Annotated in this window: 12 protein-coding genes; 5 read left to right on the plus strand and 7 right to left on the minus strand. The window is 68.7% G+C overall.

The genetic code is table 11. The features are described 5' to 3' along the window. Window positions 1–4: 4 nt before the first annotated feature. Together treS and GTZ93_RS10835 are read right to left on the minus strand one after the other, a co-directional pair. A complete protein-coding gene (treS, locus tag GTZ93_RS10830; protein ID WP_139915529.1) occupies window positions 5–1,654 on the minus strand; it encodes a maltose alpha-D-glucosyltransferase in 1,650 nt (549 codons plus the stop codon). Between the two features lie 17 nt (window positions 1,655–1,671). After that, a complete protein-coding gene (locus tag GTZ93_RS10835; RefSeq protein WP_139915530.1) occupies window positions 1,672–3,666 on the minus strand; it encodes an alpha-1,4-glucan--maltose-1-phosphate maltosyltransferase in 1,995 nt (664 codons plus the stop codon). Between the two features lie 211 nt (window positions 3,667–3,877). Between GTZ93_RS10835 and GTZ93_RS10840 the strand changes: the two genes are divergently transcribed. Both GTZ93_RS10840 and GTZ93_RS10845 read left to right on the plus strand, forming a co-directional pair. Then, entirely contained in the window at window positions 3,878–4,483 is a 606-nt protein-coding gene (locus GTZ93_RS10840) for a sigma-70 family RNA polymerase sigma factor (RefSeq protein ID WP_139915531.1), read from the plus strand. Window positions 4,484–4,611: 128 nt separating this feature from the next. Further along, window positions 4,612–5,166, plus strand: coding sequence for a hypothetical protein (locus tag GTZ93_RS10845; protein WP_139915532.1), 555 nt, complete (start codon window positions 4,612–4,614; stop codon window positions 5,164–5,166). Window positions 5,167–5,389: 223 nt separating this feature from the next. On the opposite strand, the gene GTZ93_RS42715 is transcribed toward GTZ93_RS10845, so the two are convergent. Further along, window positions 5,390–6,589 (minus strand): FadR/GntR family transcriptional regulator, encoded by a 1,200-nt coding sequence (locus tag GTZ93_RS42715; protein ID WP_257978956.1) that lies wholly within the window; start codon window positions 6,587–6,589, stop codon window positions 5,390–5,392. A gap of 477 nt (window positions 6,590–7,066) precedes the next feature. Between GTZ93_RS42715 and GTZ93_RS10855 the strand changes: the two genes are divergently transcribed. Together GTZ93_RS10855 and GTZ93_RS42720 are read left to right on the plus strand one after the other, a co-directional pair. Further along, on the plus strand, window positions 7,067–7,795 hold the full coding sequence (locus GTZ93_RS10855) for a hypothetical protein (RefSeq protein WP_139915533.1): 729 nt from the start codon (window positions 7,067–7,069) through the stop codon (window positions 7,793–7,795). Then, entirely contained in the window at window positions 7,795–8,505 is a 711-nt protein-coding gene (locus GTZ93_RS42720) for a hypothetical protein (RefSeq protein ID WP_257978957.1), read from the plus strand. The genes GTZ93_RS10855 and GTZ93_RS42720 overlap by 1 nt, the downstream gene beginning before the upstream one ends. Here GTZ93_RS42720 and GTZ93_RS10865 read toward each other — a convergent pair. The 4 genes from GTZ93_RS10865 to GTZ93_RS10880 all read right to left on the minus strand — a co-directional run bounded on the left by GTZ93_RS10865 (window position 8,474) and on the right by GTZ93_RS10880 (window position 12,224). Further along, entirely contained in the window at window positions 8,474–10,024 is a 1,551-nt protein-coding gene (locus GTZ93_RS10865; RefSeq protein ID WP_139915534.1) for a sensor histidine kinase, read from the minus strand. The genes GTZ93_RS42720 and GTZ93_RS10865 overlap by 32 nt on opposite strands. Next, window positions 10,021–10,695: a response regulator transcription factor gene (locus tag GTZ93_RS10870; protein WP_139915535.1), complete on the minus strand. Its 675-nt coding sequence runs from the start codon at window positions 10,693–10,695 to the stop codon at window positions 10,021–10,023. The genes GTZ93_RS10865 and GTZ93_RS10870 overlap by 4 nt, the downstream gene beginning before the upstream one ends. Before the next feature lie 66 nt (window positions 10,696–10,761). Then, a complete protein-coding gene (locus GTZ93_RS10875; protein ID WP_139915536.1) occupies window positions 10,762–11,742 on the minus strand; it encodes a dioxygenase family protein in 981 nt (326 codons plus the stop codon). A gap of 134 nt (window positions 11,743–11,876) precedes the next feature. Further along, the gene (locus GTZ93_RS10880) at window positions 11,877–12,224 is read right to left on the minus strand and encodes a hypothetical protein (protein WP_120576222.1); all 348 of its coding nucleotides are present in this window, start codon (window positions 12,222–12,224) and stop codon (window positions 11,877–11,879) included. Between the two features lie 169 nt (window positions 12,225–12,393). Here GTZ93_RS10880 and GTZ93_RS10885 point away from each other — a divergent pair, with 169 nt between their 5' ends. Further along, complete coding sequence (locus GTZ93_RS10885; RefSeq protein WP_139915537.1) at window positions 12,394–13,452, plus strand: alpha/beta fold hydrolase; 1,059 nt, start codon at window positions 12,394–12,396, stop codon at window positions 13,450–13,452. Window positions 13,453–13,463 lie beyond the last annotated feature (11 nt).

Below are 13,463 nucleotides of genomic sequence, written 5' to 3' on the forward strand. Positions count from 1 at the left end.
GGGGTTACTCCTTCGCCTGCAGCGGCTTGTCCAACCGGAACCACAGGAACATGTAAGGCCCCATCGACAGCTGATAGGGCAGGTCGCTGATGCGGGGGAACGGCGTCTCTCCAATCAACTCCACGGGGATGCTGCCTTCGAACTCGCGCAGGTCCAGCACGCCCGGCTGCGCGAAGCGCGACAGGTTGCACACGACGAGCACCGTCTGGCCCTCCCACTCCCGCACGAAGGCCAGCACCTTGCGGTTCTCCGTGGTGAGGAAGCGCAAGGTGCCCATGGCGAACACGGGGTAGCGCTGGCGGATGCCAATCATCCGCTTCACCCACTGGAGCAGGCTGGACTTCTGCCGCTCCTGGGCCTCCACGTTGATGGACTGGTAGCCGTAGACGGGATCCGCGATGACGGGCGCGAAGAGGCGCGCGTAGTCCGCGCGGCTGAAGCCCGCGTTGCGGTCGCCGGTCCACTGCATGGGCGTGCGCACGCCGTTGCGGTCGCCCAGGTAGATGTTGTCGCCCATGCCGATCTCGTCCCCGTAGTAGAGGACCGGCGTGCCGGGCAGGGTGAAGAGCAGGCTGTGCATCAGTTCGATGCGGCGCCGGCCGTTGTCCATCAGCGGCGCCAACCGGCGGCGGATGCCCAGGTTGATGCGCATGCGCGGGTCGGTGGCGTACTCCCGGTACATGTAGTCCCGGTCCTCGTCCGTCACCATCTCCAGCGTCAGCTCGTCGTGGTTGCGCAGGAAGATGGCCCACTGGCAGGTGTCCGGGATGTCCGGCGTCTGCTGCATGATTTCGACGATGGGCGTGCGGTCCTCGCGGCGCACCGCCATGAAGAGGCGGGGCATCACCGGGAAGTGGAAGCCCATGTGGAACTCGTCGCCCTCGCCGAAGTACACGCGCACGTCGGCGGGCCACTGGTTCGCCTCCGCGAGCAGCACCTTGCCCTGGTACTCGGAGTCGATCGTCTTTCGCAGGCGCTTCAGGAACGCGTGCGTCTCCGGGAGGTTCTCGCAGTTGGTGCCCTCGCGTTCGAAGAGGTAGGGCACGGCGTCGCAGCGGAACCCGTCCACGCCCATGTTGAGCCAGAAGCGCATGACGTCCAGCATGGCCTCCTGCACTTCGGGGTTGTCGTAGTTCAGGTCCGGCTGGTGGCTGAAGAAGCGGTGCCAGAAGTACTGCTTGGCCACCGGATCCCACGTCCAGTTGGAGCGCTCCGTGTCGGTGAAGATGATGCGCGCGCCCTTGTAGGCTTCGTCCGTGTCGCTCCAGACATACCAGTTGCGCTTGGGGCTCTGGGGGTCCCTGCGCGCCTCCTGGAACCAGGGGTGCTGGTCGCTGGTGTGGTTCACCACCAGCTCGATGATGATGCGCAGTCCGCGCTTGTGGGCCTCTTCCACCAGCCGCTGGAAGTCCGCCAGCGTGCCGTAGTCCGGGTGGATGCCGTAGTAGTCCGCGATGTCGTAGCCGTCGTCGCGCAGCGGAGACGGGTAGTGCGGCAGGAGCCACAGGCAGTCCACGCCCAGGTCCTGGAGGTACGGCAGCTTTTCAATCAGGCCCGGGATGTCCCCGTGGCCGTCCCCATTCGAGTCATGGAATGCGCGGATGTGCAGCTCGTAGATGAGCGCTTTTTTGTACCAAAGCGGATCCAGGTCCATACGCCTCTCGGAGGGAGTCACTCGAAGTAGTCGAACGCGTGTTCGGTGCGGCGGTAGCGGTACACGGCCCAGATGGCCGCGGGTTGTTCGGGCGTCAGGCGCACCTGCACGTCCGGGCCCTGCCAGAGCGAGCGCTGATCAGCCATCAGCTCCTGCACCTGATAGGTCTCCTCCGCGGTGACGCCCAGCCATTCCATGGGCACGCGGAGCAGGGCTTCTTGTGGCGCGTACGGATCCAGGCTCACCGCCACCAGCACCGTGCTGAGGCCGTCCGGTGAGCGCTTGCCGTAGAAGAGGACGCGGTCGTTGTCGGACTCGAAGAAGCGCAGCGCCTGGTAGTGCTGGAGCGCGGGGTGCGCCTTGCGGATGGCGTTGAGCCTGGAAATCCATCCAGAGATGTTGCCCGGCCGGTCCCAGTCCCAGGCGACGAGCTGGTACTTCTCCGAGTCCAGGTACTCCTCCTTGCCCGGCACGGGGCGGCCCTCGCACAGCTCGTAGCCCGAGTACATGCCCCACACGGACGACAGCGTGGAGGCCAGCGCCACGCGCACGCGGAAGGCGCCGGGCCCCGCGTTCTGGAGGTTCTCCGGGAGGATGTCTGGCGTGTTGGGCCAGAGGTTGCCGCGGAAGTAGTCCGCCACGGGCGGCTGGGTGATCTCCTCCAGGTACGTGCGCAGCTCGTCCTTGAAGAGGCGCCAGGTGAAGTACGTGTACGACTGGGTGAAGCCCACCTTGCCCAGGGCCTTCATCACCTTGGGGCGGGTGAAGGCCTCGGACAGGAAGAGCACGTCCGGGTGCAGGTCCTGCACCTCCCGGATGAGCCAGTGCCAGAACTGCATGGGCTTGGTGTGCGGGTTGTCCACGCGGAAGGTCCGCACGCCGTTGTCCACCCAGTGCAGCACGACGGACTTGAGCTCCTTCCAGAGGGCGTCCCGAGCGGGGCCCATCCAGTCGAAGTTGACGATGTCCTCGTAGCGCTTGGGCGGGTTCTCCGCCGTCTTGATGGTGCCGTCCGGGCGGTGCTGGAACCACTCCGGATGCTCCTTCACGTACGGGTGGTCCGGCGAGCACTGGAAGGCCAGGTCCAGCGCCACTTCGATGCCGTGCGCCTTCGCCGCGTCCACGAACGCGCGGAAGTCCTGCAGCGTGCCCAGCTCCGGGTGCACGGCCTTGTGGCCGCCCTCCGTGGCGCCAATGGCCCACGGGCTGCCCACGTCGCCGGGCTCCGCGCGCAGGCTGTTGTTCTTGCCCTTGCGAGCGGTGCGCCCGATGGGGTGGATGGGCGGCAGGTAGACGGTGTCGAACCCGAGCTTCTGGATGTACGGCAGCCAGGTCTGCGCGTCCTTGAAGGTGCCGTGCGTCTTGCCGTCGCGCTTCGCGGAGCGGGGGAAGAATTCGTACCAGGCGGCGTTGCGCGCCTTCTCCCGGTCCACGAACACCTCCAGCACCTTGTCGTACTTGCTGGCGAGCGTGCGGTCCGGATGCCGTGACGCGGCGTCCGCCAGCTCGGAGGACAGCGCGGCGAGGAGGTGGTCCGGCGTGGGCGTCGTGCGCAGGCGGGCCCCTGCCTCGGCGAGCAGCCGGTGGTCCTCCGCGGACTTGCCCTTGGCGCGAGCGGCGGCGCCTTCCAGCAGGGCAGCGCCCTCCAGCAGCTCGCTCTTCACGTCACGGCCGGCGTCCACCTTGCGCTTCAGCTCGTGCGCCCACGTGCGGAAGAGATCCGGCCAGGCTTCAATCGTGAATTCGTAACGGCCGTTCTTCGCGAGCGGGATGGAGCCTTCCCAGGCGTCGTTGTTCTTGAAGGCGAGAGGGACCTCCGCCCAGTCCGTCTTCTGGGCAGCGGGGGTGACCTGTCGCCAGCGGGCGACGGCCACGAGGACGTCGTGGCCTTCCTTGAAGATGTCCGCCCGGACGGTGAGGCTCTCCCCGGCGACGCGCTTGATGGCGTAGCGCCCCGCGTCCAGCTCCGGCTGGACGTTCTCGATGAACACGCTTCCGAGTCGTTCGGTCATATCGGCTGGCGGCCCCTTATAGGACTCTGAGTCAGTGGCTCCAGGCGGCATTGCGCGGGTGTTGATGATTGAAGATGGCCGCCGCCTGGTCGCGTTGGCCTGTCAACGTTAGGAACGGAGGGAGCGGTCGCCCAGCCCGAGGAACCGGGTAGACGGGCCCTGATAGTTGAAGCTGGGATCCGCCCCTCCGGTTGCGGTATCCGGGACGAACATGGCGCCCAACGACTCCGCTGCTCAGCAAGCGAGTGACCAGTCGGCCGACCGCGACCTGTTGAAGCAGGTGGCACTCGGCAGCGCCGCGGCCATGCGAGATGTCTACGCGAGGTGTTCCGCGCGGGCGTTCGCCATCGGGGTGCGGCTGTTGCCCACGCGGGCGGACGCGGAAGAGGTGCTGCAGGAGACCTTCCTGGAGGTCTGGCGGCGCGCGCGAGAGTTCGACCCGGCGCGCGGCGGACTGGAGACGTGGGTCACGACCATCGCGCGCACGCGGTCCATTGATCGACTGCGTTCATTGGGCACGGTGTCGCGGATGGTGGATGGGGTGGCGCAGCAGCCGCCCCCGGTGAGCGCGACGCCGCCGTCACCGGATGACTCCGCCGCCGCGGCGCAGGACCAGGCGCGGGTGCGGGCGGCGATGGCGCAGTTGCCGCCGGAGCAGTGCGAGGTGGTGCTGCTCGGGTATTTCGACGGGCTGTCCCAGAGTGAGATCGCGAAGAAGACGGGCCAACCGCTGGGGACGGTGAAGACGCGTGCGCGGCTGGCGCTGGAGAAGCTGGCGGTGCTGCTGGACGCGCCTCCGGTGAGCGCGTCCGGCTGAGTGCAGGACAGCAGCCCTGTTCCGCGGGGACGGGCGGTGGGGCAGGCCCCGGCCACGTCCTCCTTGCCGCTGTCGGGTGGGGCCCCAAACGTTGCGACTGTTTGGCGAACCCGAGGGAGGGGGCGGACATGCGCAAGATGCGGGAGACGGGGACGGCGTTGATGAACGCGCGGGAGATGCGGCTGGTGCTGGCCAGCGCGCCGCGCAACTTGATGGAGCTGTCCCGGCGCGAGCTGATGGGGATGGTGCGGCGCGCGCGCGGCATGGTGGACCAGTACGAGAAGCTGGCGCGCCGGCTGCGCCGTGAGGCCATGCGCGTCCCCATGGGGAGCCGTGTGATCGGCGGGCGCATGGACACGCGGCGCAAGGCGGCCTTGTTCCGCAAGGCGCTGACGCGCTTCGAGTCGCAGCTGCGGCGGATGGAGATGGTGCCAGCGCGCAAGGCGAGGCCGACGATGCGCAAGCGGCCGGCGGTGAAGAAAACGCTGCGGCCCGCGGCCCGCGCCACGGCGCAGCGCAAGAAGGCGGTGGTGGCGAAGAAGGCGATGCGGCCCGCGGGCTATGCGCGCCGGGGCCCGGTGAAGGCACGGGCGCACAAGGCGCGGCGCATGCCGGCGATGAAGGCGCAGGCGCACCGGACCGTGAAGGGGCGGACGCCAGCGCGCCGGGCCGCGACGCGGTAGCGGATTTCGGGGGAGGGAAGCCGGGTCGCGTCCAGCTCGTGGCCTGGCGAGGGGGAGGGGAGCTGGACTGTGTCCGCCCCGCATTGGGGCGGACACAGTGGGCGTGAGCGGAGCCCATCGCCAGAAGGTCGCCGACAAAGCCGGCGCGAAAGTCCGGAGCGAGCGGCGGAGTCCAGGTCCCACCGGCACCCGCGTTCCAACTCAAGGGCCAGCGTACGGAGCTTCATGGGCGAGAGGGGACGCGAAGGGCCTTCGCCGCACACGACGCAGAATCGTCCTGCACGGTGGCTGACACGGAGGCGCCGGCACCACGCTCTTCGACGCGGAGGTGCAGTTCCGACGCTTCGTCATGTGCAACGGCTGATGCGAAATCGGCGGCGCTATGTTTTTCGTCGCGGTGGTGCAGCTCCGTCGCTTCGCCCTGCGCGATAGTTGATGCGGAAGTCCAGGCGCCACGCTCCTCAAGATAGGGGCGTACCCCCAGAGCGTCGTCTTGCGCGGTGGTTGACCTGGAGGTGTCGGCGCCATGCTCCTCGACACAGGGGAGTGCCTCCTGCGCGACCGCCTGCGCAGTGGTTTGCGCGGAGTCGGCAGCGGCACGTTCCTCAACGCCAGGGCGTGCCTTCGCCTCATCCGCCAGGCCGCTGGCCTGTGCGGGCGCACCAATGGGTCCCTCTTGGGCGGATGGGGCCTCGGGGGATGCAGGTGACTGGGGCGCAGGGGCGAAGGCGTTCAGCACGCGATCATCGCGAGCCTTCAGCAGTGCCGGCAGCTCATGCTGAAGTGCCTGCACGTCGCGCTCGTTCAGAATTGCCATCACGCGGAAGGCCCACTCGCGCAGCGCCGCTCCGCCCATGAGCGGCAGCAGTTGGGCGGCGCCTCCCAGGAAGGCCCGCTGCAGGGACTGAACGAGGAGCACGTGCCCCGGACGCGCCGCCACCCGCGCCGCATGCCGCAGCAACTCGAATTCCGCCTGCGCGCAGGTTTCCCCCGACTCCCAGCGCGCCGCGTCCTGGAGCTGGTAGCACGTGCTCCCCAGCCGGTCCAGGTCGAGGTCCGAAGCCCTCGCGCAGCAGTCGGCCAGAAGCTCCACCAGCACCTGCCGCTTGAGGCTGAAGTAGCCCTCCAGAAGCCACCGGGCATCCGGGTTGCTCGCGTCATGCAGCGCCAGCCCCAGGTTCTCCAGCGTCAGCGACTCATCCAACGCCACCGCGCGCGTCTTGCGTCCGGGGCGCTGCACCACCAGGCCCCGTGCGGCCAGCCGCCGCAGCGCCTCGCGGATGGTGCCCCGGCACACCTCATAGCGGCGCGCCAGCTTCGCTTCGGAGCCGAATTGTCCGCTCGGATGCAGCCGCCCCAGCGCGATGTCGCGCTCGATTTGCGCCTCCACATAGGCCACGAGTCCTCGCCGTTCCATCCCCATCCCCTTCCTCGTCACAGCATCGCCATCCAACCACAGGGGTCTGACATGGACGTGCGGGCCCACCCGCCGCGTCGCTTGCCGGGCCAGCGCGCCCCCGGGCCGCATGGGGCGAAAACCTGTCCGACTGTCGGACAGGTTTTGAGGCAACCGGGCCCGGGCGGGCGACCCTGTGCGTGCACCACATTGGTATCCGTGCGCGCATGACGTTGTGCCCACTGACGGGCCAGGCGGCCTGGGGACCATGCTGCGGAAACTTGTCCGACAGTCGGACAGGTTTTGAGGCAACAGGGCCCGGGCGGGCGCGTCTGTCCGTGGCTCACCTTCGTGTTCGCGCATGCACGACGTCGCGGGCCCACGGCCGCAGTCCGTGAGTCAGGCTCCGGGTGGAATGCTTCGGGGCGCGGGATCTGCTGACGACTTGCTGACGACTTGCGTAGATGACGGCCCATGCGGAAATCCTGGCCGTACGCAGTGGTGATGCTGCTGGTGCTCGTTGGCGTGCCCAGATTGCTGCGCCACTTCATTCCCGACCGGCGGCTGGCGCTGACGATGTTCCCCGTCGTCATGTTCGCCCTGCTTGTGCCGATAGCCCTCTACTTTCTTCCTCGCTACCGCCGGAGCCAGAAGCTCACGGACGAGGGGCTCCAGTTGTTGTCGGAGGGGAGGGTGGCCGCCTCGCTCGAGCGGTTCGAGGCGTCGCGACCACTCGCGAAGGTCCAGGTCATTCCCACGTACAACATCGGCGTCGCCCGGCTCCAGCTCTGGCAACTGCCGATGGCGGGGCGCGAGCTTTCGAGTCTGGAGTCCCGGAAGGATCTGACGCCGCAGTTCCGCGCGGTGTTGTCCGCGGCGCTCGCGCTGGTGGACGCGCTCGAAGGTCGGTTGGCGCGAGTGGGTTCCCGGCTGGCCGAGGCGAGGTCGCGGGTGGACTTTCCCTTGTGGTTCGCATCGCTCGCTTCAGCGGTGGTGGCGTGCCGTGAGGGGCGCTGGGCCGAGGCTCGCGAGCTGCTGGCCGATGCGGCGCTGGAGAATCTCAACGGACCACTGCTCGGAATGCGGAATGTGCTGGAGGTATGGTGCGTCGAGCAGCTCACCGGGGAGGCGCGGCCGGTGGACGCCATCGCTCTTTTCGGGGAAGCGTCACAGGACTCGCTCGAGGCCGCATGGCCGGAGCTCGTGAACTACGTGGTGAAAAGGTCATCTTGATGGGCACTTGGGAACGCGGGCTTCCATCATTGAAGCAGGTTTCGACTCCCAGCCTGGCTCCCCTGCGCGAGGTCGGGAGCGCGACGTTCTCGCTGTCGGACCTGGACCAACTGGGGACTCCGAACTTCGAAGGGAAGGACGTGGAGGCTTCCATCAAAACGTGGTGGCTCGAGGCGCAGTGCGGTCTGGAGTTCGTCCTGTCGCAGGACTTCCTCACCGGGAACGCCAGGGTCATCGCGGAAGAAACAGCGGAGTTCGAGCATGTCCTCGCGCACCTTTCCTTTTCCGCGGAAGAGCCCTTCCAAATGGGGCCCTCCTCCGAGGAGCGGACGCGGCGCGATGGGCATGGCGGCTGGCGCGTCCTTCGGATCGACACGCATGGTGGCACGTTCGAGGTGGCAAGCTTCTCGCGTGAACGGTCCGCTCGTTGCTTCGCGGACCTCCTGGATCATCGCGGACACAAGCAGGGCTATTTCGTAGAGAACCAGGACCCGCTGCCTCCTCTTCCGTCCCGAGGCCCAGGCCCCATGCATTGGGTCCTGCTGCGCCAGGACGAGAACGGCGTGCGATATGAGATCGCGCGCTCGCCCTGGCGTTCGCAGTTGGAGTGGCTGGCGGAGCAGTACAACAAGGAGCCTCGCCACAAGCAGCTCTGGTTCGTTGAGAGCCTGCCTCCTGTCACCCCGGCGGCGACATCAGCGGACCGGTGAAGGCGACCTCCAGACCTCCGTATTCCGAGGGAGCCAGGGTCATCTTCCATCCGTGCAGCTCCACCACGTTGTGCACGATGTTCAGGCCCAGGCCCTGGCCTTGCGGCTCTCGTGTTCGTGCCGAGTTGCCTCGGAAGCGGCGCTCCAGGATCCTGGAACGCTCCTCCTCGGAGATGCCCGGTCCGTCGTCGATGACCCGCAGGTGGAAGGTCTGCTGGCGCGTCGTCTCCAGCACCACCGCCACGTGGCCGTCCTCGCGTCCGTAACGGATGCCGTTGAGCACCACGTTGCTGACCGCCTGCTCCAGCAAGGTTTCGTCGCCCATCACCCAGGTTTGCGTCGCCGGGACTCCGCTCTCCAGGGCGATGCGCTGCGGCCTCGCGATGGGCTGGTGCCGGCCCAGCACCCGTGACACCAATGCGTTCAGGTCCACCGGCGCGTGCTGTACCTGCGGTGCTCCCGCTTCCAGCCTCGCCGCCGCTCCCAGGTTGTGCACCAGCGAGGCCATGTAGTGCGCCTCGCTCATCGCGGACAGCATCAGTCCCGATTCCAATGGCTCACCCGCGCGCATCCGCTGCTGCATCGCTGCCAGGTGCCCCTGCAACACCGTGAGCGGCGTCATCACGTCGTGCGTCGTGTTCGCCAGGAAGTCTCGCAGCGTCTGCTCGCGCGCTTGCTGGTGCGCCATCTGCGCCTGGATCTCCGCTCGGGCCTGCTGGAAGGCTCGGGCCAGTTCCGCGATCTCGTCGGTGCCGTTCACCGTCACGGGCTGCTCGTAGCGGCTGCCCGATGAGGCTCGCACCTCGTCCGTCAGTCGGCGCAGGCGCTGCACCACCGGCCCCAGCGCCACCACCATCGCGGACAGGAGGATGAGTGTGGGCACTCCCCAGACGTACAGCGGCGGCAGCCCCACCTCTGGCGACTCCGCGGGCTCCACCCGACGCGCGAGCACGTACTCGCAGGGGCCTCCATCCCAGGACATGCGCAACAGCAGGTCCTGCACCAGCGCGCCGTCCGCCTTCGAGTAGCGGCGCACGCCCACGCCGTCGTCCTGCACGCCCTTGCGCAGTTCGTCGTCCAGCGCCGGTGCCTGCGGGTTTCGCGAAACGAACTGGCCGTCGAACGGGTAGAGGCTCACCGGCGGCAGGCGCCGCCCCAGCGGCCCCCGGGCCCCCGGGCGCGGCGGACCTTCGTCTCCGGGCCTGGGGCCTCCCGATGCGGGACCATTGCCTGATGGCTCGTTCGGCGCGACCGTGCCAGAGGGCGGGCCTCCGTTGCCGTCGGGCGGGCCTTCGCGCTCCCACGGCGGACGCTGGGGTGAACGGGAGCGGACCATCCAGGTCTCGGGCGCGGACTCGCAGCGTTCTCGGCCCCCGGACTGCATCTGCGACAGCGTGGACGCGATGATGACTTCGTCCGTCGTGCGGCGGCGCACCGAGTGCTCCACCTGAACCAGCGCGAACACCGCGGGCACCGTCACCGCCACCGCCGTGAGGGCCAGCCGCAACCGCAGCTTCACGCATCCTCCCCGGGCACCAGCCGGTAGCCCACGCCCCAGACTGTCTCCACGCACTTCACCGGACCCAGCTTGCGCCGCAGCCGCGACACGTGGACGTCCAGCGTGCGCTCCGTGCCCTCACGCTCCGGATCCAACACGTGCTCCACCAGCCACTGCCGCGTCACCGCCTCCTGCGGCCTGCGCGCCAGCGCCGCGAGCAACTCGAACTCCACCCGCGTGAGTTCCACCGGCCGCCCCTGCACCTGCACCGTGTGCCCCTGCAGGTCGATGCGCAGCGGGCCCACCTCCACCACCGCCTGCTCCTTTTGCAATGTGGGCCGGCGCAGGCGCGCTCGCACGCGCTCCACCAGTTCCTCCGGCCAGAAGGGCTTCGTCATGTAGTCGTCCGCGCCCAGCCTCAGCGCCCGGACCTTGTCCAGCGTGTCGTTGCGCGCGCTCAGGATGAGCACCGGGACCTCCGAGAAGGTCCTCAGCGCCTTGAGCATGTCCAGGCCGTAGGTGCCCGGCAGCATCAGGTCCAACACCACGAGGCTCACGTCCGGCAGGTCTCCGGACACCAGCAGGCGGCCCTCGCGCCACCACACGGGATCGAAGCCCGCGCCGCGCAGGTGCCCGACAATCTGGGACCCGAGCTGGTCGTCATCCTCCACCAGCAGGATGCGGTCGCCCATGCGCCATGCCTCCCTTCGGACACACCACCCCGGAGGACTCCCCGGGGTGGCCCGGCTCACCCTATTTCAGGGCATGCCACCGTCGAAGCCAGGCGGGGGACCCATGCCACCGTCGCCGCCTGGAGGAGGACCGCCGGGCCCACCACCGCCGCCGCTGCCGCCCGGCATGGCGCAGGACGCGGTATTCAGCGAGGAGCGGACGACCAGCGTCTTGGACGCCAGCATCGCGCCGTCCGACATGCGCTGCGTGGCGAAGAGGTAGTCGCCCACCGCGTCTCCTGAGACCACCGTGTCGTTCTGGTTGGTCGTGTCGCGCTCGCCACGCGTGTTGTAGAGCGGCTGGCTGTTGACGATGTCGTCGCTCGTCGAGTCGTCGAAGAACAGCTGCGACGTGACGAACTCCTGGCCGTTCACCCGCACCGTGAAGTGGATGTGGATGGTGCGGCTGCTGTACCAACCGGGGAAGCACGTGTCGAAGTCCACGCGCCCGTTGGCGTCCGTGGTCCGCACCCCGCGGAACCACCGCGCCGCGCGGGCCGTCGCGTCTCCGGACGTGCAGAAGTCGCTTGCGTCCTCGCCGGAGTAGAGGCCTTCCGGGCCCGCGTGCCAGATGTCCACCGTGGCACCCGGGATGGGTTTGCAGGACTCATCCACGACGAGGAAGGCCAGGCGCACCGGCAGGCCTTCATGGCCCTCGCTGATGTCCTTGCGGTCCACCCTGGTCGCGTAGCAGGGCCCCAGCGTGGCTTCGCAAGCGAGGTTGCACACCGTGCCCAGGCCGGACGCGAACGGATCCGGATACGCGGCGGCGGCCGTCATCGCCGCGGTGCCGCCCGTGGCCCAGAAGCCCGGGTCCACCACTCCCGCGTCGGTGCCCGTGCCCGCGTCGGCTCCGGTGTTCGTGTCGCCGCCCGTCGTGTCGTCGCCTCCGCAGGCGACGAGTAGCTTCGCCACGGGAACCGCGGCCAGCGACAGGCCAATGCCTCGCAAGATGCTCCGGCGCGTGATGACCTTGGGGGAAAGGTCCTGAGGGGATTCGCTCTTCATCCGGGGTTCCTCCGGGAGCTCGGGAGCCAGGGGCGGCGAGAGTTCCGCCCTCGGGGCCGCCCGGGGCTGACCGGACGGCGAACCGGGTTATCTCGGGAGAACCTTAAGCAATCCTTGCGCGGAAGGTCCGCGACTCAGGAAAAGCGCACGCGGAAGGCGGCGAGCAGTGGACCCGCTGCCCGTCCGTCCGCCGTGGAGCGGGGACCGCCTTCGGGGAGCGTCGTGCCCAGTTCCTCCAGCGCGGGCTTCATGGAGTCGAAGGCGTGGAGCGCCTCCGCCGCGTTGTCGAAGAAGCGCGGATGCAACAACCAACCGGAGATGCCGCAGGTGACGACATGGAAGGACCGCGAGTCATCCGACTCGTAGGTCAGGCGCAGGAGGCCGCGGAAGCCCTCGTCCCGCACGATGGTGCCGCCCTGGCTGCCCATGCCGCCGAGCGTCGCGCCGCCCTCGTAGTCGCTCCAGCCTGAGTCCGCGTTCATGCCCCACGCATAGCACCCCAAGGGCTGACACGGGCGGCGTGACAGGGAGGCGCCGCGCCGTTGCCCGTGGTCCCGGTCTGGCGCAGCGAGCGGCGCCCCGGGTGGGGTTGCACGCCGGTTGTCGGCCTCCGCGCACCGCCCAACGTTTGCGGAGTGGGGGGATGCCGTCATGTCCGCGGAAACAATCCATGAGCCGCGCTACACCGAGGAGATCGTTCCCTTCCTCGCGGGTGACGGCCGCGCGCTGCACCTGGTTCACCTGCGCGGTGTCGAGAAGGCGGACAAGGGGCCGGTGGTGCTGGTGCACGGAGCCGGCGTGCGCGGGAACATCTTCCGCGCGCCGGTGCGCCAGACATTGGTCGATGCGCTGATCGAAGACGGCTACGACGTGTGGCTGGAGAACTGGCGCGCCAGCATGGACGTGGAGCCGGGCGAGTGGACGTTGGACCAGGCCGCCGTCCTGGACCACCCGCCCGCCATCCGCACCGTGCGGGAGAAGACGGGCGCGGACAAGATCAAGGCCGTCATCCACTGCCAGGGCTCCACCAGCTTCACCATGGCGGCGGTGGCGGGGCTCCTTCCGGAGGTGGACCTCATCATCACCAACGCGGTGTCGCTGCACCCGGTGGTGCCCGCGACCGCGAAGGTGAAGCTGCACTACGCCGTGCCGTTGGTCGCGCGGTTGACGCCCTTCCTGGATCCGCAGTGGGCCTACGGCGGCCCCACGCGCACGGCCCGGATGCTGACGCGCGTGGTGCAGGCCACGCATCACGAGTGCGAGAACCTCGTCTGCCGCTGGACGAGCTTCACCTACGGCACGGGCTTCCCGGTGCTGTGGCGCCACGAGAACCTCAACGCCCAGACGCACGACTGGCTCCAGCACGAGTTCGGCCCGGTGCCCTTCAGCTTCTTCAAGCAGATGTACCAGTGCGTGCGCGCCGGCCACCTGGTGCCGGTGGAGGGCTTCCGCGCGCTGCCGGAGGACCTGGGCGTGCGCGAGCCCCAGACGGACGCGCGCTTCGTCTTCTTCGCGGGCGAGGAGAACCGCTGCTTCCTCGCGGAGAGCCAGCGCCGCAGCTTCGAACATCTGGAGCACTTCCACCCGGGCCGGCACGCGCTGCACCTCCTGCCGGGCTACGGCCACCTGGACGTCTTCATGGGCAAGCGCGCGTCCCAGGACGTCTTCCCCCTCATCCTCTCCGAGCTGGATCGCTCCGCGCTCCACTGACGAAAGGCAAA

The organism is Corallococcus exiguus (assembly GCF_009909105.1).
In the GTDB taxonomy this organism is placed as follows: Bacteria; Myxococcota; Myxococcia; order Myxococcales; family Myxococcaceae; genus Corallococcus; species Corallococcus exiguus.

Bases quoted from the DNA above. Each gene is read 5' to 3' on its own strand.
- GTZ93_RS10840 (WP_139915531.1), top strand. From the start codon at position 3,878: ATGGCGCCCAACGACTCCGCTGCTCAGCAAGCGAGTGACCAGTCGGCC.
- treS (WP_139915529.1), bottom strand. From the start codon at position 1,654: ATGGACCTGGATCCGCTTTGGTACAAAAAAGCGCTCATCTACGAGCTG.
- GTZ93_RS42720 (WP_257978957.1), top strand. From the start codon at position 7,795: ATGGGCACTTGGGAACGCGGGCTTCCATCATTGAAGCAGGTTTCGACT.
- GTZ93_RS10845 (WP_139915532.1), top strand. From the start codon at position 4,612: ATGCGCAAGATGCGGGAGACGGGGACGGCGTTGATGAACGCGCGGGAG.
- GTZ93_RS10870 (WP_139915535.1), bottom strand. From the start codon at position 10,695: ATGGGCGACCGCATCCTGCTGGTGGAGGATGACGACCAGCTCGGGTCC.
- GTZ93_RS10835 (WP_139915530.1), bottom strand. From the start codon at position 3,666: ATGACCGAACGACTCGGAAGCGTGTTCATCGAGAACGTCCAGCCGGAG.
- GTZ93_RS10885 (WP_139915537.1), top strand. From the start codon at position 12,394: ATGTCCGCGGAAACAATCCATGAGCCGCGCTACACCGAGGAGATCGTT.
- GTZ93_RS10855 (WP_139915533.1), top strand. From the start codon at position 7,067: ATGCTGCTGGTGCTCGTTGGCGTGCCCAGATTGCTGCGCCACTTCATT.
- GTZ93_RS10875 (WP_139915536.1), bottom strand. From the start codon at position 11,742: ATGAAGAGCGAATCCCCTCAGGACCTTTCCCCCAAGGTCATCACGCGC.
- GTZ93_RS10880 (WP_120576222.1), bottom strand. From the start codon at position 12,224: ATGAACGCGGACTCAGGCTGGAGCGACTACGAGGGCGGCGCGACGCTC.
- GTZ93_RS42715 (WP_257978956.1), bottom strand. From the start codon at position 6,589: ATGGGGATGGAACGGCGAGGACTCGTGGCCTATGTGGAGGCGCAAATC.